The sequence below is a fragment of the Brevibacillus formosus genome (assembly GCF_003013405.1).
Taxonomy (GTDB): domain Bacteria; phylum Bacillota; class Bacilli; order Brevibacillales; family Brevibacillaceae; genus Brevibacillus; species Brevibacillus formosus.
Genome location: NZ_PXZL01000027.1, coordinates 24,055 through 44,607, shown reverse-complemented (window position 1 = coordinate 44,607; position 20,553 = coordinate 24,055). Strand labels below are relative to the sequence as shown.

The following is a 20,553-nucleotide window of genomic DNA, read 5'->3' as shown; positions in this document are numbered from 1 at the left end:
TTATCGATCCTGGAGCCAAGGGATTTTTAACTCAAACTTCGCTAGTGACAACTAATACTTAAAGCTAATCCTTTGAAGTAACGGAAAGCGCTAGTTCAACAAAAACAGCGGCGAACAAAAGCTTTATTTTATATACTTTGTTCGCCGGACAACTAACACTATCGTCTTAATCTGCTGACATAGCTACTATCAAGTACAATTTCTTTCCTAATCTTGTGTACCATCACTTGTGATACGGTTCACCGTATAGTACCTAAACACAAAGTACACTTTAACCATAAAATATACATCTGCATATAAAGACAAAGCCACTCCAAATCATCGGAGTGGTTATTTCCTTTTGAAATTTATTCTTTATATGATTACATTTGTTAAAGTTCAAAAAGTTACTTCTTGTTGTTCGATTTTGTATGTCTAATCTTAAATGTGTGTGCAATAATGAAGAAGTTCGTTTGACGTTAATAAAATCTCTTTATCTGTTAATCTAATGACCTCTTTATTTTTCACTTTCTCAATTAAATACTTTGGAAAATCTTCTATTCCTTTTGAGTGTAACTCCACCCATTTCTCGATGTAGTTTGTATAAAGAACATAATCTACAAACTCAGATACTAAGGGAACTCTATTCACACCTAATCGGAAATTATTATTCATACCTATATGAAGGTGACAACGTGGATGAATAAACTCAGTAAAACTCTCTTTCCTATTGTCATAGTCTAAACGCATATAATTAGACGAATACTGATAATCTTCTTTATATTCATAGTAAAAATTCAAAAAATCATTTGTCTCTTCTTCGTCCTCTAGGGATTGTAAACTATCCAATACGTCCTCAGTTGACAAGCTAGGGTTGGGGAAATAACTTAGGTTTGCTTTCGAAACAACTTTCTCTTTTCCCTTTCGAGCTTTTTCCTCACTATCAATTACTGTAAATTCATAGTTTATTTGTATAAAACTTTTATCAAATAGCATAAAAAGATATTCCCCACGATCAATGTGCCTGAGGAATTTATTTACATACGGAGTTACTGTATCTATTCCCGTATCGGTTCGATTGCTTGCAATATTGCTGAAGGAACAATGCTTTTCTTTGTTGAATCTAGGGTTAATTATTAACCCTAGATTCAACAGAAGAGGAATACATTTATCTATATCATCGACAATTTGTTGGTATATAATATTCATAATTTTTCCTACTTCTTACTTTTGGTTAAAGCTTCAAGTATTTTTTGCTTCGTCTTCTCATCTAAAAACATTTCCAGCATGCCTAGATTTCCACTTTCAACAATCTTTGCGAGAGTTTCTGCTTCATTTTGCAGTTCCTCTACTTTCTTGTTATTGACTGAAAGCATATTCAGATTTTCAATTCTTTCCAACATTTCTTTTGTTGGGAAAGGGAACTTGTAGTAGGGAATACTAGAAACAATCTTTCCATACTCTTCTTCAAATGCTTTAGCATGTGAACCAGATGCGCTAATAAAAAGCCATCCTTTAGAACGAGTAGTTGAAATAAAGATCATATTACGGAGAATCCTTTTCTCATACTCATTGCGATACTCGTAAATTTTCTCTGCACCAACAACAAATACAATCGGGACTTCATTCCCTTTTGCCCTTCTAACTGTTGTGAGTGTTACAAAGTCATCCATAAGAAAATCTTTTGCACCATCAACAAGTCCGGGAATAAGACTTGGGATTCCTTCCGTATAAAGGATGTTTTGAATATAGGTAAGGTTATTTTTGGGTCTATTGCCCATATCAATAACCATAATATCATGTGGATTAACTTTTTCTTCTTTTATTAGGTTAATAATTTCATTTGCAACGTTTTGCAGTTCTTGAGATTTTGTTTCAGCATTTAGATAGTTTACTATTTCGAATTTCGTAAAATGCTCATTAATGTTGTTTGGGCTATTTTCCTTAGGTCTATTTATCTCAGTATATTCACCGGGAACCAATCTATTATCCTTAACATCAAAGCCTAGCGCGTTCCAAGTTTCAGTGTCCCTGATTATCTGAGTAATCCCATCATTTGAATACAATCCAAAGCCTAATGCAAACGCAAGCATGAGGACATTTTGATGGTTTCTATATGATTTTTTTAAAATGTAATCATACTCTTCCCTCAATGGTACCTTAGGATTACCTGCTTCGTCGACACCGTATAATTCTTTCGTATCGGGTATCCTTGTATTACTTGTAGTTTGTAATTCATCATATGCCCAAATGATTTTACTTGGTTTTTTTGTAATCTTTTCTACTAGTTTAAAAAATTCTATTGGCATATCCTGTGCTTCATCAATTAAGATATAATCATACTCTTCAATCAAATTGTGATGAATAGCTCTGGTACACGCCTCTGCGAAGGGATTTTCATATGATCTTAAGTCGTTGACACTGTGAGCAACTATATTATTCTTCAAACATGTATTATAATACAAGCCTGCACCTGTTGTTTTACCGCCCCATGCATGTAGAATTTTCAAATTATCATTTGGCTCTTCGCCTGTAATTTTTTTGTAATATTTGGAGACAAGTCTTCTTACTTGGTTATACAAGCTATGTGTGGAAAATGTATATACAATTTTAGCATCTGGATTTTTCCGATGTAATCTTGCTGCTTTTATTGCCAATATTACTGTTTTACCAGTACCAGCTAGTCCTCTTATTCTTTCAGCTTCGTCCGTTATTGTTAAGCTTGCGTCTAACTGAGTATCATCAAATTGATGTATCTTTTGATTATTAAAGGCAATTGCTTCTCTTAAGTTAGTCAAGGGTTTTTCAAGCGCAAACCCTACATCTTTACTTAGCACATTAGCTTTTTGAATTACACTTATTAATTTGTTCCAATCTTCATCATCAATTTTTTCAGGATGTAAATGTTTCTTTAGATCAAAACTTCTGTAATCCTCGAATAAGATATTAACATTCTTCCTTCTTAGATTAATTTTAATATCATCTTTACTAATCTGGGGAAACACTATGAATTTTGAAAAACCTATTTGAGAGTATATTTCATTTGTTGGCATGTTTATATCATTTTCAAATTTATAGCAATAGTCTTCGAAATGTATTATTTCGCTATGATGTTTTACTCCATCAATTTCCCAAAATCTATCATTAATCTCCGTTAGAGAATCCGATGAATGATCATATATTTTAATTACTATTACACCATAATCTTTATCAACTATCGTAAAGGTCGGGAGAATATCTGCATTTGTATAATAGTCCGGCTCTTTATAAAGACAATAGCCTTCTCGGTCACCAAATTGGCTTTGTATATAGGTATAAAAAGAGTTCGCAGACTTATCATTATTAAAGCTTGACTTATCGTAAACCTTCAACTCCATACGCTTTTCTCCCTTTCGAAGACAATCGTCATATTGTCAATCTTATTCACCAAATCAAGTCTTTAGCTTATAACTTGACCTTACTAAGGTTTCCATTAAATATAACATACATACTGGCATAAATTTAGGTAACGTCTGAAAAAGACTTATTAATAGGTCGATGGAAATGCCTACAGAAATAACAATCCAATAGACACGAATAATACGTTATAGTATATCTTTTCTACATAGGGCTTCCCTTTACCTCCACTACAGAATATTTAAAGAAACCCAATCCCCCTCTCACCTTCAAGCAATAGTTGTAAACAGAATAATAACAACTACAGAAGCTATGAAATTACTTAATATGAAACCAAAGATATCTATATAAATGAGTCAAAGTCATTACAAGCAATATAAGGATGCAGCTAATAAAGAAAAACAGCAGTTTTGGGAATGGGAGAGAAAACAGAGGAAAAAAGAGTGGGAGAATAAAGTCGATCCAAGTTGGTGAAGTTTTTTCCTTTAAACAGGTTAAAGTAAGGAGTTATTCCATATTTCAAAAATTAAATCCCCTTAAAAATTAAGAGGATTTAATTTTTTTGTATTTGATAGTTAATTGACTAACGCCGCATGACTTCCACAAATCCAATCTAGCTATAGTTAGATAAACTTGTTATCATTACCTCTCCAATTCTTACGGAGATAATCTTTGAAGTCATATCCTTCTATATCTAGTTCACCGACATGGTCTGTAACAATGACCTGAGGTTTAAATCCAGCAGTTTGCTCTATTAAATCTATTTCTTCCAAAATGGTTTTGTAGATTTGTTCAACCTTTTGGAAATCATGCGGTTTTTCCTTCGTATCTACATACGCTTTTTCAGGAAAATAAACCTGACTTGGTTGGTCTAAAAATAATATAGATGGTATTGATGATTTTTCTTGAATTGCAAAAAAATGAAGGAAGCTTAAAAATAAACTAACATGGCATGCTAACCAATTAGCTCCACTCCCCATTTCGCTTAGATAAACCCTTGATTTTGAATCTTTCTCATAATGATACAAATCGAATGTTTCTAATTGAAAATTCACATCAGCTGGTCTAAATTCTTCTTCAAAATCAAGTTTTTCAATGATTCTGCTTATATTTTTCCTAAAAAACGTTTTAGCCTGGGCTTTGTAAACATCTAAATGATATCCGTCGATTAAAGCGTTAAGTTCTTCGATCCTAGAATCCGAACCTTCATTGGAGTTTTTTAAAATACGAATTTGTTCCTCAATTGCGTCACATTCATGATCAATTGCAGCTCTCGCATATATAACTTCATTATCTAACCGCTTTGTTTCTTTTAATCGCTCTGTAATATTCTCAATTTTTGTGATCTCAGCATTAAGTTCTTTAATCGCTTCATTAATACTAGTTTTTTGTCTATTTAACTTATTAATCTGTGAATAAAACTCGTTTCCATGCCCTTTCACACTTGCAAGCTCTTTTTTAAGCCACTGCTTCGAAGTCTGTAGCGAGATAATCTTAGCATTGATTTCTGGTACTTCATTTCCACAAAGAGGACAATGATAATGATCATTGTGATTCATAGAATGATTTAAAGTTGCTTGCAACGACTTTAGGTTAGACGAATAGCTTTCTCCATAACCGTGACTTAATTCTAAGTTACTAATGGATGCTTCAATATCGTACCTCTGCTGTTTTAAGTTCTCCCGCTGATTTTTCAGTTCATTATAACGACGCTCTTTCTCCTCAGAAAGATAACTTTCTCTAGTGAAATCAGGGAGATGGTTTCTTAAGCTTAGGAGTCTTGGAAGAGAAATATTATCATCTAGCCTTTCTCCAACCAACATATAATATCTCTTAAAAGTATTAAGCAGCTTTCCTTTAACTTTTTCGATTGCTTGATTGTATGATTCTTGAAATTTCTCAATTCGTTTTTTCCTTTTTAACAGTTCATCTAGTTCAATCTTATAATTATAGTATTGTTGATCTACCCATCCCGCAAATATTGGAAATTGACCTATTACCTGATCTCTTTTAATTGAATCTTCAAAACGGTAAAACAAGGTGAATTTATTTGCAACAAGGTTTTGATGTTGGAACATATAAGAGGTCATATTTCGCACCGATGGACGGGGTTCTTTCTTTGTTGCATTAACATCATCTGTAGTATCAGCTATTACTACACCGAAAGCTAATCCGATTTCTAATTTGGCTTGCTCTAGATTAAGTAAATTTTCATCTTCAAATATACTTACATTCAGTTCTGCTGGGATTATATCATCGGAGGTTCTGTACAAATACATTTGCCTCCGCCCATTATTCTCAAACCGTTTTCTGCCTATAATTAAGGTATACAGAGGAAATTTTATAATTAATGAATAAAGAGAACTGAATTTTGTTACTTCACCTTTCGGTATGGTAGATTTTGAACTTCCAAAACAATAATCTATAATTTCAAGCAAAGCACTCTTGCCACTCTTGGAGTCACCAGTGATTACATTTAAACCATCTGTTAAATCCACATGACGCTTTTCGCCATCTTCATTAAAAACTACTATAGATTTAATAAATGCATTCAAGTAACTGTTACCCCCAATACTCGGAATATATTAGCTAACTCCATTTTTGAGCATAATAGCCCTAAGTAATGTGCTGCCCGAATATAATCTTTAACACTTTTATTCAATACCTCTTTATAATCAATTTTTCGCTTTAGTGTAATTCCTTCAGATGTAAGGTCGAGTTTGTCTTCATTCACAGCAATAATAAGCCCAAGATTTGAATATCTCTCAAAATACAATAATCTTTCTTGTATCCCACCAAGCGAAGTAGCCTTAACTGCATCATCAATAAAAAGAGTCCGTAAAGAGCTGCTGTTCTTAGCTGTTATTAATAGATTTCTTGAAGGGCGGTAGTAAATTAGTGGTAGTATAATGTAGATAAGACTTAGAGGAGCAGCAGGCTGGTTATACCCGGTATAAAACGCATGAATTAACCTACTTGCAAAAAAGGGATTAACGGAAATATTTTGAATATGGTCAATGTATTGCTCTCCATCTAGTTGTACTATTTGGTTACGTTCCATGAGTGTCCTCTTTCTTCAACAATCTTATGGATAATGCCTTTTTGAAAATAGCCTCTATTAGGATTAATCGTACCGAAATTAGTAGCTGGAAGTTCCATTGCCTTATCATAGTGTTTTTTGGATTTACTGATAATATCATCAGGATCGGTTGTATCACATTTATCGAGCAATGATGATTTATTCTCCATTAATGTTTCTGATAATTCTTGTTTAAAAACACCTAAATCCAAAGTGAAAATTGGATTGTTAATAGATGTATAATATATGGTTTGCTGCGCTCTATAGTAATTAGATATTGCTGATGTAACCTTTGAATTGTATTGTATTTCATTAATTTCTCTTACGAACCTTTTATCATGATAATCCTGCATATTGGTTGGAAATTCTGGTGTGTTAGGTGGTAACTGCATGGGTAATGAAGTACTAGTGAACCTATCCCGCAATTCACAAGATAACGATTCAAATTCCTCACATGATATCGACCAATTATGAGGCTCCGAAACAGGCAACCTTAGAATATAACCCATTAGGTAAATGATAAAATTGGGTCTGTCGTGCCTTTTTATACTCTTGAAAAATGGGCTTTTTAATAAGCTTTTTTCTATTGATGTGATATTAACTTGATTTAGATGCAACTCAACTTTTTCAAGCACCTCAAGAATAATGTGTTCGTCATATAAAAAAATCTCATCAAATAATGGTCGGAAGCTTGTTTCTGCTGATTTTTTATCTTCTCCAATCTCTTTAATAATCCTTAATCGCTCAAAGCCATTCGAAGCGTTCCAATTCATTAAACTACTTTTTGTAGAATAATCAGAAGTAGTAAATAAAATAAGCTTCTTAAATTGCCTCATGTTTTGATGATATTTTACCCAATTCCTAAGTGTATTCCAGAAATCTGTATTACGGTTATTTAAGTGATGTTGTCCACCATGATGCTTTATTTCAACATTCTTAGAGTTATCATCTGATACAACAGAGATATCACCATACTTTTCAACAAATATTACTTCATTTTCTTGAAGCTCTAAACAATGTTGAAGAACGATATAATAATGATAAATGTCACCTAATTTTGTTTTAGTGTCATTGTTTTTTTGCTCTAACAACGAGTTCACTCCTCTAAAAAGAAGTTAGCCTTTATAACAGGTTCGACATATTATTGGAAATTACCTCTAGTTCCCCCTGATTAATTCAATCTTCTACAAGAGTCTTCTAGACTATCTCTATAAAAAATATCTCCTACAAGAAGATCAATTGGCTTCATTCATGTAGCGTTGTTATTAATTGTAAAAACTGAAAATTAGACCCAGAAAAACAAAAGGATTTACTTCACTCTATCATTAGTAAAATCACAGTAAACACAGGTAATAGACCAGAAAAAAGAAGCGTCAAGGACATTGAGTTGTTCTTTGACGCTTCAATTCAGGACAACTTTGTGCTTACTTATGATAAGGCTCCCCCCGACTAATCCGAAACGCCCGATAAACCTGCTCCAGCAGCACCAACCGCACCAACTGATGCGGAAACGTCATCTTCGAAAACGACAACAACGCATCCGCCCGCTTCAACACCTGATCCGCCAACCCCAGCGACCCACCAATCACGAACGCCACCTGACTGCGCCCATGCAAAGCCAGCTTGTCCATCTCCGCAGACAGCTTCTCCGACGACCACATTTGACCATCGATCGCCAGCGCAATCACATACTGATCCTGCTTGATCTGCGCCAGGATGCGCTCGCCTTCCTTGCGCTTCACCTGCTCCATCTCCGCCGCGCTCATCTCTTCCGGCGCCTTTTCATCATTGACCTCGATCACTTGCAGCTTGCAGTAAGCAGACAAGCGCTTGCTGTATTCATCAATGCCCTCACGCAAATATTTCTCCTTCAGCTTCCCTACCGTAATAATCGAAATTTGCATACCCTACATTCCCTTCTCTTTCAAAAGCGCAATCTGCCCAGGCTCTCCACATTCCCGGCAACGCTTGTCTACTCCATCACCCTCAATCGCCTGTGCCGCATACGTATCCGGCGCCGCCTCAAAATCATTTACGTAATCATCCAGCTCCTGCTCCAAATGCTCCATGCAAGCAAACCGCACCGGATACTCCGCCAACAGCTCAACTTCCTTGCCTTCTATTTGCAAGCTTTTCATCTTCATGTCCATATCAAATGCCTCTTTTCCGTTCATTAATGTCGCTTCCTATTCTACCCCAGAACAGCAACAAAACAAATGAATCAGGCAAAAAGTCATCGATGAGTTTACAAGCATACGCCTGTATTTTATAGCTTTTGTTTTTTAACCTTCGACCGACCGTTAAAAGCTGTAGAGAGAAAAAAGAAGAAAACGGCGAAAGTCTTTGGGATACCAACCGAAGCGCAATGGAAAAAGTGAAACCTGCCTTTAGCGTCCACCTCTGAGACACTGCGTAGCTGCGCGACTTTGGACGCGGGTTTCTCTTTTTCCATGGAGCTGGGCAGAACCGCTTCCCAGCAGGTAGCCCAAGAACTTGAGCGTTTTCTTCTTTTTTCTCTCCTCCACCAAAGTCCGGTCAACCAACAAAAAAAGAGAGCGCCGTATCAGCTCGGCGCTCCTAAGAAGGGATCTATTTAAAAATAGATAGAGGGGGGAACTCAAGATACTGCATATATGCAAACGGGATAAAATGCATCCCGGAATTGCCCGTTAGTCAAAGTTTGTTTCCTTCACATGCCTGCCCGCAAAATAGCTTGGTCAGTGCTTCTTACTGCTGTGGCGGTGCGGTCAGCTTCACTTTGGCAGTCTTCTGGATACCGTCACGATAGAACGTAACGTCCATCGTATCGCCCGGCTTTTTGTTCATCGTCAAATACTTCCGCAGCTGAGCGCTGGTGGAAATGTTCTTGTCATCCAGCTTGATAATGACGTCGAATTGTCTCAAGCCTGCTTGACCCGCAGGAGAGAATTTGCCTACTTCCGTTTGGACGACGACGCCCGCATTCACATTGTCAGGCAGATTCAAGGTTTCTTTCCATTCGTAGCGCGGCACATTAGCCAAGTCGAGTGGCTGCACACCGAGGTAAGAACGTTCCAGCGTGCCTTTTTCCATCAGCTGGTCTACGATCACTTTGACATCATTGATCGGGAGGGCAAAACCTAACCCTTCGACACCTGCTTTGGAAATTTTCAGGGTGTTAATCCCGATGACCTGACCCTCGATGTTTACGAGGGCACCACCGCTGTTACCAGGATTGATCGCTGCGTCTGTTTGAATGACATCCAGCTCCCAGTCGTCCTGACCATCTTCGTTAAAGTCCATGGGCATGGAGCGTTCCTTGGAACTGATGATGCCTTGTGTAACGGTCCGGGAGAACTGCATGCCCAGTGGGTTCCCGATGGCAATGGCCGGCTCACCCACCTGTAAGGTAGAGGAATCACCAAACTCAGCAACGTCCGTAACCTTGGAGGCGTCGATTTCCAGTACAGCCAGATCGGCGTAACCATCGGCGCCGACCACTTTTGCCGATACTTTTTCACCTGTTGGCAGGGCGACCTCCAGCTTTTGCGCCTTATCGATTACGTGGTAGTTGGTAACGATGTAGGCTTTTCCGCCTTTTTTCTGAAAGATGACACCAGAGCCTTGGCCCTGCTCTACATCCATCGAGTTCTGCATCCAACTGTTTCTGCGCTGACCGATGTTGATTACTCCAACGATCGCATTTTCTACTTGCTTCACCGCATTTACTGTACCCGATCCCACACTTACAGATACTGGCTTAGCAAACAGGGTAGAAGCGGAGGTATTGCTGCTTATCGCATTTTCTGTCCCAGGCTCAACCATATTAATATATCCCGCATTGGAGAGCGTCGGCAGCGTGAGCAGGACGACCATCCCCCCAATTACCGCGGACGTTACAGACGTTACGACCATACGTCCAATGTTAGAACCGCGTTGTTTTTTTCGCTCCACGTGAGTTAAATCATCATAAAAACCCATGATTCATACTCTCCTTTCTATCTTCCACCATTACTAGCTTTGCAGGTTTTTCATGCTCGTATACACAGTGACATGCGCCTTATTTGGTGTGCATGATTGATTTTGTTGATGTCTGTTTCCTTTTGACACCCTTAGTATACGACCTGCTTTCGGCAAAATGGCGTGAGAATTATGGAAAGGTTGTGGAATAAAAAAAGCTCCCGGAATATTTCTCCGAGAGCACGGATATGATAGATTAAAAGCTTTTTCTGCCAGAACAAATAGAAAGGATTGATAGACTTGAAAGAAGTCCACCTCATCGCCAAGCTGGCTGACCTTCAGGAAGTAGACTACCACAATACGCTTGTCCTGCATGCCCTTATCGAGCTGCTCGTAGCCAAAGGACTGCTGACACATGACGAGCTGACTGAAAAAGTGAATGAGCTCGATACACAGTTAACTTTCCATATCGATACGTACACGAAGCTCACAGAGAGCATCGCCAGTCGTCAAGCGGGGATCAAACCGAGCTTATAGCTCTTCCAGCTTGGTAGGTCGATCCGGGTACGTATCGCGCAGATGCACATCGTCACCAACAGACAGGCCCCGTTCCTCCAAGATGTTTTTGACCGTCAGTCGGGCCAAATCAATCATGTTGTTTTCCTTACTCAAGTGGGCAAGGTACACGCGTTCTGCCCCACCTGTCAAACAATCGAGCAAAGCATCGCCCGCCGCTTCATTGGACAAGTGCCCGACATCACTCAAGATACGTCGCTTGATGCTCCAAGGATACTGAGACATGCGCAGCAGCTCGACGTCGTGATTCGACTCGAACACATACGCATCTGCTCCGCGAATCGTCTCTTTAATACGATCACTAACATACCCCAGGTCAGTCGCGACGCTGAGCTTTTTCTTGCCATGATAAAAACAGAAGCCCATCGGCTCGGCGGCATCGTGCGAGATTCCGAATGACTCAATGCCCAAATCCTCTAACTCTTTCTTTTCCCCCACAGAAAAGAAGCGTCGCTGATCTTCCTTGATCGTCCCGATTTGCCCGTCCAGCTCCGACCACGTCTTTTCATTGGCGTAAATCGGCAATCCATATCGCCGCGCCATGACGCCCACTCCTTTTATATGGTCGACGTGCTCGTGGGTGACGAGAATGGCGCTGAGCTCTGCTGGATTGACACCAATGGTCTCCAGTGCCGCTTCTGCCTGCTTTCCTGTAATCCCTACATCGATCAATACGGAAATACGGTCTGTAGCCACATAAATGGCGTTGCCCGTACTCCCGCTTGCCAACACACTAAATCTCACCGAACATCCCTCTTCCCGTATCTTTCCCAGGCTGTCTATCTATTCAGCGCTGCGTGACCATCGGACGCTCCAGAGCCCCTGTAATCGCGTTGACAAAATGCCATTTGCCATCGTGAACCACACGCCATACAGGCACCAGCGTCTGAATATCCGCATCGTAAGAACCGTAATAACCCAGGCTCACATTCTCAATCCGTTCCCCTGGTGAAATGATTTGCTTGTCCACCAAAGAGCGTAGTGCCGCATAACCAGAGATCACCTGTCGTTCCCCCTGCTGTTTGCGAAGGTGGAAAAAGGTCTGCCTGTAGCCAAGTATCGCTCCATTGTCCAAATACATTTCCAACGGCGCGACGAATACTGGCATTTTATCATAGACCTGCCAATATAAGAGCCGCGCTTGATTCGGTTGATACGGATCGGCTACGTATTGATCGGAATAAATCAGCCTTGGACCAATTTGACGCAAGAGCTCCTGAGGATTCAATTGACCACGAATCTGCATGGGCGGGTTCAGCTTGGCAGCCAGCGCCATCTTTTCTACCGTCGCCTGAAGCCCTGATATCTCATGCAAGGAAATCGGATTAATTCCGACATACTCCGCATCCAAATTGGACATTTCCGGTGTATCCTGCGGCACTTCTGTATCCAATGTGATATTTTGCTGATTCAAGTACAGCTCTGTATTCCATTTCTCGCTCTGCGCGACTTCCTTGTCATTCCACAGGCTGATGCGTGTCACATACACCTGATACAGGAGAAACAAATCGAGGAGAAGAAAGGCCCAGATTAGAATCGTCTTGGTCCTACTCCAATCCATGCGCCTTCCCTCCTCCCTGTTTGGTATGCGCAGAAATATACAGGTTGGCCTGATTCGCCAATTCCACAACCCAGATTGGCATCAGATCCACGTATCCATCGCCTACTTTGGTATGGTAAGCCAAATAAGCGTTCGTGATTTTTTCCGTATCCGCCAGTTTTTTATCACGAATATATTGATACAACTCCGGACCAGACATGATCATCCAATCTTTATTATCGATATACTTGTCCAAATCCAACTGCGAACGACTCATCGTCACAACCTGGCCTGCTTCTGAGGTAATTTGGATCGTATCGATTTGCTTGGCCTCCCCATCACTAATCAAGGGATAGGCCCCCAAATACTGGCGGAATGTGATCAGGTCTTTTTCATTGTAGCTCTTCTTGATTCGTTCAAAATGGTACTCATCAAGCCAGCCCAAGTGCTTGTTCATGAAGGTAACGGCACTCTGTACTTTTTCTTCATCAGACAGCTCCTGATCCCGTTGTTGGTACGCCGGGTCGGTAAACGTGAACGCCTGCTGCTCCGATCTTAATTGAATCGATCTGCTGCCATCTGTAAAAATAACCGTTTTGTCCCGCTCCATGATTTGTCTGACGAGTGACTGATCGATAAAGTAGGACTCGATTAGTCTTTCATTCGTAATAGGTACGTAGCTGTAGCGGAATTGCTGCATGCGCAACTGATTCTTTGGCAAATAGTAAGTGCTCCACAGCAGCGCAGGTCCTTCCAAATCTACGAAGCTTCGCTCTGGTTTGACGATTTTCATGATTTGCTCAGGCATTAAATCACCAGAAGCCAAATACGATTCTCGCAAATCCTTAGGGCTGATCGATGTTCGAGAACGCATCATTCGACCTTCCTCAGTCGACAAAAACAACGCGTAGACGACATCCTCGTCCTTTTCGTAGTACAACCACAATCGGTCAATTCCTTTTATTCGGTTGTCAAACTCATCCCGAAAGGTTACCAGCCGACCTACAATTGACAAGGGAACCGTGCTCCGAAAGCGCACTTCCAAACCCATCTTTTCCCGGGCAATATCTTCCCATTTCTCATTCGAGATGGTGAGCGGAGAAAAATCGAGGAAGATCCATTTCGACATTTCTCGCACGATCAAACTGTAAGGAGCATCGGTTGCGGATGCTTTCGTATGGCGATTTTCCCCATAGTGAAAAACAACAGATTCCGGCGTAACGAGCTCTACGAGTTGTTTTTCCTGAACTGGCTTTGATTGCGTGTACTCTGCCGGTTCAATAAATTGAAGATTGGGCTGATTCGACCACAACATCGCTGTCAAAACAAAGCTGGCAAGCACTAGCAGATTGAGTAAGACGGTCTTGGCAGGCTCCAGCATCCGCTTCATCCCGTTTTTCCTCCTTGGGCAAATGGCACCCAGAACGTGACTGTCGTTCCCGCGTTCCATTCACTCGTAATCTCGATATCTGCACCGTGTGCCTGTACTAATTCGCGGGCAATCGCCAATCCCAGACCTGTTCCACCCTGACCACGCGAACGCGCCTTGTCTACGCGGTAGAAACGCTCAAAGATTCGCTTCAAATCGCGGCTGGGAATACCGATTCCTGTGTCGGTGATGGAGATTTGGACCCGCTTTTGCTTGTGGTTCTCTCTTGCCATGAGAACCACGGTGCCCCCTTGAGGGGTATACTTGATCGCATTGGACAAAAGATTATCCAATACTTGATTGATCGCATCCAGATCAATGTAAACCGGCGGAAGCTTGCTCGGCAAATCCAGACTGAGCTGAATCTCCTGTTGCTCACTAAACATGGAAAAACGATCGGCAGCATAGTGAAGCAATCGATTGATGTCCGCTTCCTTGCAATGCAGTCGAACTCCCTGCGAATCAAACCGCGATAGCTGCAACAAATCGTTTACCAAGCGAATCATACGCTCTGTCTCCGACGACGTAACCTTCAAGAACCGCTGGGACAGCTCCGGCTCCTCCACTGCACCATCCAGCAGGGCTTCCACATAGCTTTTAATGGTCGTCAGCGGTGTCCGCAGCTCATGTGATACATTTGCCACGAATTCGCGGCGCTGCTGCTCCAGTCGTTGCTGCTCCGTCACATCGGCTACGACAGCGATGATCCCACCCATTTTTTTGCTATCGTGCTGCAAGGGCGTAAACGTCACACGCAGGATTACTTCTTCCTTATTCGGCAGCGTCATCTCAATGATAAGCGGTTCTTCCTGCGCATAGAGCGACATCTCATCTTCTGGCGGCAGCCCCAACAGATCATACAAGGTACGTCTCTTGAGAAGGACGTCAGCCATCGTCACCTGCAACATATCTTCGGCAGCCCGATTGAACAGGATGATCTGTCCATTCCGGTTAGCGGCAATAACACCATCCGTCATATTGCTCAAAATTCCCGCAAGCTTCTCACGCTCTTCCTCTTGCTGCAAGATCGCTTCCTGCAAACGCAAGGTCATATGATTAAAGGCCATACCGAGTTGGCCAATTTCATCATCGCTATAAACACGTACACTACTGTTAAAATCCCCGTCTGCCACCAATCGTGCCTGACGGGTCATCTCCTTCACAGGCTTGGTGATGGTGCGGGCCAACACGACCCCGAGCACCGCCGTAATGGCCATTGCAATCATCGTACCTGTCCCCAAGATGCCGTTCATTTTCCCAATCGTGGCATAAGTGCCTTCCATCGAAGCGATCATGTAGACCGCACCGTATACGATCTGATCGCCCTTAACAGGTAATGCCAATACTTTCACCCGCGCCCCCGTCTTCGGGTCGATCCGCATCGATTCACTGCGCGTCCCGAGCAAGGCAACCGTCACTTCAGGCTGCGAGGTCCGCTGTCCAATTGTCCTTTTGTCCTCTGTCGTCGCAACCACCGTTCTTGTCTGATCGATGACCTGCACATTTGCTCCATTGATTTTTACCAGGTTGTTGATCAGGTTATCGATGTCCTGGCGGTTTTGTTCGGCGTTGGATTCCTTCCCGTCATGCGGGCGCAAATCGCTTTCCAGCAAACTCGCTAACAAACTAGCTTGTCCATTCAATGCCTCGGAAAAGTTGTTGATGTAATAGCTCTCGACTTCCCGGGCAAAGTAGGCGCTAATAAATTGCATCGCTAGCAAAATCAACAGCATGTAAATGATGACCATTTTCCACTGAACAGTTTTGAACAGCCGCCTCATCCAGGCTGGCCTCCCATGCCAGGATTGCGTAATGTATAGCCCAAACCTCGCCGCGTGATAATGTACTTCGGCTGGCTTGGATCATCCTCAATTTTTTCCCGCAAACGACGGATGGTCACATCTACCGTCCGCACATCGCCAAAATAATCGAATCCCCAGACCGACTGCAAGAGATGCTCTCGCGTCAATACTTGTCCCTGATGGCGAGCGAGATACACCAGCAGCTCAAACTCACGGTGCGTCAGCTCTAATGCTTCTCCCACCTTTTCGACGGTATACGAGTTCAAATCGATTTCCAGCTCATGCACACGCAGTACATGCTGGCTATCCTTCTCTTCCACTTTCGGGCGGTTACGGCGCAAATGGGCCTTTACACGGGCTACCAGCTCACGCGTACTAAATGGCTTCGTTACGTAATCGTCCGCGCCCAATTCCAGCCCGAGTACTTTATCCAATTCAGAGTCTTTGGCAGTCAGCATGATGATCGGAACATCATACGTTTGGCGAACGGTTCGGCATACGTCCATTCCGTCTCTGCCTGGAAGCATAACGTCCAGTAAAATCAGATCCGGTCTCTCATCCTTGACCACGACAAGTGCCTCATCACCATCGTAGGCGCATACGACCTGATATCCTTCTTTTTCAAACGTGAATTTCAAAATATCTGCAATCGGTTTTTCATCGTCAACTACGAGGAGTTTTGCCATCCTGGGCCCTCCTTTTTCTAAAAATAGTTCGGTCAAAAGTCAGCTTTTCAGCACCGAGAAAATGGCGAGAACCTGACTTTTTGAACTTCCTATCAAGGATTCCACTTCGATTGTTACTATTCCTCTACAATACACCATGTGCGCCGTGTAAAGAAGGGCTTGGCATTCAATCCCTGCCAGCAAAAAAAGGGCCCCTCCTAAGAGTTGCCCTTTCTTATCCAGAAATTGCTAGTCTATTTTAAGTAACGAATCGGGTTTTGATTTCGTCCATTTTGTAGAACCTCAAAATGCAGGTGGACGCCGGTCGATTGCCCAGTAGAACCCTTTACGCCGATTTTCTTTCCTTGGCTAACAACATCGCCGACTTTCACATTAATGCTGCTCATGTGACCGTACAATGTCTTCATTCCATTGCCGTGGTCGATGATTACCGATTTTCCATAGTCACCATTCCAACCAGCGAAGGTGACACGTCCATTGTCTGCCGCCATGACAGAACCAGCACCGGCAATATCAATTCCTTTATGCATGCTGCCCCAGCGCTTGCCGAAGCCGCTGCTGATATACCCGCTAGCAGGCCAGCTCAAACGGCCTGTCCCGCGCGATGGGATAACTTTTGTACCGCGCTCCATAATTTTGGTTACAGGCTGCACTGTTACATCTTGTTTGATGACTTTGCGACTAACGACTTGTCCATTTTCTTTCACAACTTCGTACTTAACTGTTTTACTGCCGTTTTTACCTTCTTGTACGACCTTCGTTTCGCCTTTAGGAACCTTGTCATTGTTATTAATTTGGGTATTAAAAGCAATGACCTCTTGTTGATCTACTTCTTCTTTGACTTGTACAGTAACCAGCGGACGAACTGCGGTTACATTGATTTCTTGTCCTAATTGAAGGACGGTATTTTCCGTAACACCTGGGTTGTTCGCGTAAATATCTTTTGATGTAATGCCGTATTTCTTCGCGATGCAACCGATGCAATCGCCTTCTACGACCGTGTGCTTCATATCCTTGAAGGTGCCTTTTACCAGCAACTCCTCGAGTTTATCGGCAGACAAAATTTGAGATGCATCGACTGTTTCGTTTTGCATCTCTACGTTTTCTTTAAATGCGACTTCTTTTACCGGATTTGGTTTGACTGGGACTGTGGATGCTGCTGCTACAACAGCCTTTTTCCCTGTCGTTGCAGGAACTCCGGAATATTTTTGCTTCACTTCAGCCAGTACTTGATCAGCCGATTGCTGGTCTGGCAGGTAACCTACTACTTTGCCGTCAATCATTAGCTTAACGCCCTGAACCTTGATATCCGCTACGGATGCCAGAGCTTGTACAGCGGCATCATTATTGAACGATGCCTTGAATTCACGCTCTTCTTCAAATGTAATATAGTCAGCCAATTGCAGGTTGAGGCCTGTTTTTGCCTTTTCCTCTTCCAGCTTGGTTGCTGTCCAGTTATGTATCACATTTGGATCATTTACCACGCCAATCTCTTTGCCGTTCACACTGACATGGTAGACCGAATTGACATTGCTTGTGTAATAGTATTGTGCAGATGCTCCAGCAGCAATCGTCAAAACCAGACCTGCCGCAATTGAAAGCGATTGTTTTTTATGCGACTGGATGTAAGAGCTTGTACGTTTCATTGTACGTTTCGCCAGATCACTGCAATCCCGAACGATTCGTGATGACCGTTCCTGCAGCTTGGCCTTCCATTCTGACCAATGCATAACTTGTCCCTCCTGAAAACAGATACAACTTGCTCGTTCCATTTCCTGAAAATTTTTAATTTATTGACTAGGTCGTAAATCCCATAATTTAGTTTCCATTTATCTGCCAAATTGCCTAAAGAAACCAACTATGTCGACTTTACCATAAGATTAACGACAACATCAAGTGTAAATTGCTGTCGAATAAAAAAATAGACACAGAGTCACTATATGTACAAACAATTGGTAGCATTTATCATATCTGGAGGCTGATATACGTGAAGGAACGTAACATTCTTGCAGGATTTCACACCGAAGATGATGCCCAAAAGGCAGAAAAAGCACTTCGACAAGCTGGTTTTTCCATCATTCAGATCGACAGAATTGGACAATTCCCTGGTGACGGAAATGAACAGATCCTGAATCCTATAACCGGAGATTTTCCCAGCTTGGGCAACCTGACACTGGCAGCTGACTTCCCAAGCGGCAGGGATGCAAGCGTCATGGCCGCAGTAGATCCAGACGCCAGCGGCATGGCCGATCGAGGCGATGACAATTTGAACCGCAGTGTCTTGTTAACGGCAGTCGTACCAGAGGAACAAGGTGATCTTGCGACTGAGATCATCCGATCGTATGGAGGCATGGTCTAAAATAAATATAGCCATCTTCCTAAATGTCTAGGAAAGATGGCTTATTTCGTTATGAACATCTGTGACTCACACCTCTTGCATCGAGGTAACGTCTTTTAACGCAAGTCTGCGTATTTTCGTTTTCTCGGCGTCATTTGGTTGTTTGTATGTCGTGATAAAGCAAAGGTAGCCATTGTTGAAATGAGTCATGGTTCCCTTGATGACGACGCCATTGATCATCTTTACCTGTACATTTTTGCCCAGCAGCTTCATGGCCTTTTGGTCAAATCCAAAACCCATCATCATGATCACCTCTCCATTTCTCCCTATGTCTATCCATATGCCCAGAGGGTCTCGTTTCGTGTCTGTCCCTTGCAAAAAAAAAGAAAGCTGCCGACTGCTCGACAGCTTTCTTCTATTATATAGTCAATAGCTTATCCGTAAATGCCACGAACAACGACCGTTTGCTCACGATCTGGTCCTACAGAGAAGATCGACATTGGAATACCAGTCAGTTGCGTGATGCGCTCAATGTAGTGACGAGCGTTTTCTGGCAAGTCGTTCAGATTGCGAACGCCTGTGATATCCTCTGTCCAACCTGGCAGCTCCTCATAAACTGGCTCGCATTTCGCCAGCAGGTTGAGGTTCGCCGGGAACGACTCGATGATTTCTCCATTGTATTTGTACGCTGTGCAAATACGCAGGGTCTCAATGCCAGACAATGTATCCAGCTTGGTGATCGCCAAACCAGTGATACCGCTGACACGACGAGCATGACGAACGACTACACTGTCGAACCAGCCTACGCGGCGTGGACGACCTGTTGTTGTACCATATTCGAAACCAACCTCACGAATATGGTCGCCGGTTGCATCATTCAGCTCAGTCAGGAACGGACCGTCACCTACACGTGTTGTGTAAGCTTTTGCCACCCCGATTACTTGGTGGATCTTGGTTGGTCCTACACCAGAACCGATAGTCACGCCACCCGCAATTGGGTTGGAGGACGTTACGTAAGGATACGTACCTTGGTCAATATCGAGCAATACGCCTTGTGCGCCTTCGAACAATACGCGGTTGCCGTTATCAATGGAGTCATTGAGGACAACAGATGTATCGGTTACGTAAGGACGAATGATTTCTGCCAGAGCCAAGTATTCATCCAGAATTTCTTGAAGCTCAAAGCCAGTTGTGTTGTACATTTTCTCCAGCAGCATGTTCTTCTCTGCCAGGTTGCGCTCGAGCTTGCGAGCAAACTCATCGCGGTCCAACAAATCAGCAATACGAATACCGATACGAGCAGCTTTATCCATGTAAGCAGGTCCGATCCCTTTACGGGTCGTACCAATTTTGTTAGCACCGCGGCTATCTTCCTCTACGCCATCCAGCTTGATGTGGTATGGCAGAATCACATGCGCGCGATCACTGATTTTCAAATTGCTTGTAGAAAAACCGAAGCTGTGAATGTAGTCCAGCTCTTTTACCAATGCCTTCGGATCGATTACCATACCGTTTCCGATTACGCAGGTCTTGTCACTATAAAAAATTCCGGATGGAATCAAATGCAGCTTATACTTGTTACCATCAAAAATAATGGTATGGCCTGCGTTGTTACCGCCTTGATAACGAGCCACTACCTCTGCACTTTCAGCTAGATAGTCTGTAATTTTACCTTTACCTTCATCGCCCCACTGGGTTCCGACGACAACGACTGTTGACATCGAAAAACACCTCCTGATATTATCATGTCTTTCCGGGCCTGAAACAATCTAAGTTTACTAAACGAGAC

Annotated in this window: 18 protein-coding genes; 2 read left to right on the top strand and 16 right to left on the bottom strand. The window is 42.4% G+C overall.

The annotated features are described in order from the left end of the window. Positions 1 to 420: 420 nt before the first annotated feature. The 8 genes from C7R91_RS21765 to C7R91_RS21730 all read right to left on the bottom strand — a co-directional run bounded on the left by C7R91_RS21765 (position 421) and on the right by C7R91_RS21730 (position 10,414). Entirely contained in the window at positions 421 to 1,188 is a 768-nt protein-coding gene (locus tag C7R91_RS21765; RefSeq protein ID WP_047070253.1) for a DUF2290 domain-containing protein, read from the bottom strand. 8 nt (positions 1,189 to 1,196) lie between these two features. Beyond that, complete coding sequence (locus C7R91_RS21760; RefSeq protein WP_047070254.1) at positions 1,197 to 3,356, bottom strand: DEAD/DEAH box helicase; 2,160 nt, start codon at positions 3,354 to 3,356, stop codon at positions 1,197 to 1,199. Positions 3,357 to 3,998: 642 nt separating this feature from the next. Next, positions 3,999 to 5,930 (bottom strand): DUF3732 domain-containing protein, encoded by a 1,932-nt coding sequence (locus C7R91_RS21755; protein ID WP_047070255.1) that lies wholly within the window; start codon positions 5,928 to 5,930, stop codon positions 3,999 to 4,001. After that, positions 5,927 to 6,436: a three component ABC system middle component gene (locus tag C7R91_RS29165; RefSeq protein WP_047070256.1), complete on the bottom strand. Its 510-nt coding sequence runs from the start codon at positions 6,434 to 6,436 to the stop codon at positions 5,927 to 5,929. The genes C7R91_RS21755 and C7R91_RS29165 overlap by 4 nt, the downstream gene beginning before the upstream one ends. Further along, positions 6,418 to 7,545, bottom strand: a complete 1,128-nt coding sequence (locus C7R91_RS21750; protein ID WP_047070257.1) for a hypothetical protein — start codon at positions 7,543 to 7,545, stop codon at positions 6,418 to 6,420. The genes C7R91_RS29165 and C7R91_RS21750 overlap by 19 nt, the downstream gene beginning before the upstream one ends. Positions 7,546 to 7,878: 333 nt before the next feature. Continuing rightward, the gene (gene rlmH / locus C7R91_RS21745) at positions 7,879 to 8,358 is read right to left on the bottom strand and encodes a 23S rRNA (pseudouridine(1915)-N(3))-methyltransferase RlmH (RefSeq protein ID WP_015894066.1); all 480 of its coding nucleotides are present in this window, start codon (positions 8,356 to 8,358) and stop codon (positions 7,879 to 7,881) included. Positions 8,359 to 8,361: 3 nt separating this feature from the next. Then, on the bottom strand, positions 8,362 to 8,628 hold the full coding sequence (locus C7R91_RS21740; protein WP_232773731.1) for a CxxH/CxxC protein: 267 nt from the start codon (positions 8,626 to 8,628) through the stop codon (positions 8,362 to 8,364). 553 nt (positions 8,629 to 9,181) lie between these two features. Next, entirely contained in the window at positions 9,182 to 10,414 is a 1,233-nt protein-coding gene (locus C7R91_RS21730; RefSeq protein ID WP_047070259.1) for a S1C family serine protease, read from the bottom strand. 279 nt (positions 10,415 to 10,693) lie between these two features. Here C7R91_RS21730 and C7R91_RS21725 point away from each other — a divergent pair, with 279 nt between their 5' ends. Next, a complete protein-coding gene (locus tag C7R91_RS21725) occupies positions 10,694 to 10,930 on the top strand; it encodes a hypothetical protein (RefSeq protein WP_047070260.1) in 237 nt (78 codons plus the stop codon). Here the strand turns inward: C7R91_RS21725 and C7R91_RS21720 are convergent. The 6 genes from C7R91_RS21720 to C7R91_RS21695 all read right to left on the bottom strand — a co-directional run bounded on the left by C7R91_RS21720 (position 10,925) and on the right by C7R91_RS21695 (position 18,156). Continuing rightward, entirely contained in the window at positions 10,925 to 11,713 is a 789-nt protein-coding gene (locus C7R91_RS21720) for an MBL fold metallo-hydrolase (protein ID WP_047070261.1), read from the bottom strand. The two genes, C7R91_RS21725 and C7R91_RS21720, sit on opposite strands and share 6 nt — an antisense overlap. 43 nt (positions 11,714 to 11,756) lie before the next feature. Continuing rightward, a complete protein-coding gene (locus C7R91_RS21715; RefSeq protein WP_047070262.1) occupies positions 11,757 to 12,530 on the bottom strand; it encodes a two-component system regulatory protein YycI in 774 nt (257 codons plus the stop codon). After that, positions 12,517 to 13,899 (bottom strand): YycH family regulatory protein, encoded by a 1,383-nt coding sequence (locus C7R91_RS21710; protein ID WP_047070263.1) that lies wholly within the window; start codon positions 13,897 to 13,899, stop codon positions 12,517 to 12,519. The genes C7R91_RS21715 and C7R91_RS21710 overlap by 14 nt, the downstream gene beginning before the upstream one ends. Beyond that, entirely contained in the window at positions 13,896 to 15,719 is a 1,824-nt protein-coding gene (walK, locus tag C7R91_RS21705; protein ID WP_047070264.1) for a cell wall metabolism sensor histidine kinase WalK, read from the bottom strand. The genes C7R91_RS21710 and walK overlap by 4 nt, the downstream gene beginning before the upstream one ends. Continuing rightward, positions 15,716 to 16,426 (bottom strand): response regulator YycF, encoded by a 711-nt coding sequence (gene yycF / locus C7R91_RS21700; RefSeq protein ID WP_047070265.1) that lies wholly within the window; start codon positions 16,424 to 16,426, stop codon positions 15,716 to 15,718. The genes walK and yycF overlap by 4 nt, the downstream gene beginning before the upstream one ends. A gap of 233 nt (positions 16,427 to 16,659) precedes the next feature. Next, complete coding sequence (locus C7R91_RS21695) at positions 16,660 to 18,156, bottom strand: LysM peptidoglycan-binding domain-containing M23 family metallopeptidase (protein ID WP_047070266.1); 1,497 nt, start codon at positions 18,154 to 18,156, stop codon at positions 16,660 to 16,662. A 173-nt stretch (positions 18,157 to 18,329) separates the two neighbouring features. Here C7R91_RS21695 and C7R91_RS21690 point away from each other — a divergent pair, with 173 nt between their 5' ends. Continuing rightward, the gene (locus tag C7R91_RS21690; protein WP_083995087.1) at positions 18,330 to 18,785 is read left to right on the top strand and encodes a hypothetical protein; all 456 of its coding nucleotides are present in this window, start codon (positions 18,330 to 18,332) and stop codon (positions 18,783 to 18,785) included. A gap of 66 nt (positions 18,786 to 18,851) precedes the next feature. Here C7R91_RS21690 and C7R91_RS21685 read toward each other — a convergent pair whose 3' ends face one another. Beyond that, complete coding sequence (locus C7R91_RS21685) at positions 18,852 to 19,067, bottom strand: hypothetical protein (protein WP_007720197.1); 216 nt, start codon at positions 19,065 to 19,067, stop codon at positions 18,852 to 18,854. 131 nt (positions 19,068 to 19,198) lie between these two features. Further along, on the bottom strand, positions 19,199 to 20,485 hold the full coding sequence (locus tag C7R91_RS21680) for an adenylosuccinate synthase (protein WP_047070268.1): 1,287 nt from the start codon (positions 20,483 to 20,485) through the stop codon (positions 19,199 to 19,201). Between the last annotated feature and the right edge of the window lie 68 nt (positions 20,486 to 20,553).

Excerpts from the sequence above, each read along its gene's own strand:
- C7R91_RS21765 (WP_047070253.1), bottom strand. The coding sequence starts at position 1,188 with ATGAATATTATATACCAACAAATTGTCGATGATATAGATAAATGTATT.
- C7R91_RS21760 (WP_047070254.1), bottom strand. The coding sequence starts at position 3,356 with ATGGAGTTGAAGGTTTACGATAAGTCAAGCTTTAATAATGATAAGTCT.
- C7R91_RS29165 (WP_047070256.1), bottom strand. The coding sequence starts at position 6,436 with ATGGAACGTAACCAAATAGTACAACTAGATGGAGAGCAATACATTGAC.
- rlmH (WP_015894066.1), bottom strand. The coding sequence starts at position 8,358 with ATGCAAATTTCGATTATTACGGTAGGGAAGCTGAAGGAGAAATATTTG.
- C7R91_RS21740 (WP_232773731.1), bottom strand. The coding sequence starts at position 8,628 with ATGAACGGAAAAGAGGCATTTGATATGGACATGAAGATGAAAAGCTTG.
- C7R91_RS21730 (WP_047070259.1), bottom strand. The coding sequence starts at position 10,414 with ATGGGTTTTTATGATGATTTAACTCACGTGGAGCGAAAAAAACAACGC.
- C7R91_RS21715 (WP_047070262.1), bottom strand. The coding sequence starts at position 12,530 with ATGGATTGGAGTAGGACCAAGACGATTCTAATCTGGGCCTTTCTTCTC.
- C7R91_RS21710 (WP_047070263.1), bottom strand. The coding sequence starts at position 13,899 with ATGAAGCGGATGCTGGAGCCTGCCAAGACCGTCTTACTCAATCTGCTA.
- walK (WP_047070264.1), bottom strand. The coding sequence starts at position 15,719 with ATGAGGCGGCTGTTCAAAACTGTTCAGTGGAAAATGGTCATCATTTAC.
- yycF (WP_047070265.1), bottom strand. The coding sequence starts at position 16,426 with ATGGCAAAACTCCTCGTAGTTGACGATGAAAAACCGATTGCAGATATT.
- C7R91_RS21695 (WP_047070266.1), bottom strand. The coding sequence starts at position 18,156 with ATGCATTGGTCAGAATGGAAGGCCAAGCTGCAGGAACGGTCATCACGA.
- C7R91_RS21685 (WP_007720197.1), bottom strand. The coding sequence starts at position 19,067 with ATGATGGGTTTTGGATTTGACCAAAAGGCCATGAAGCTGCTGGGCAAA.
- C7R91_RS21680 (WP_047070268.1), bottom strand. The coding sequence starts at position 20,485 with ATGTCAACAGTCGTTGTCGTCGGAACCCAGTGGGGCGATGAAGGTAAA.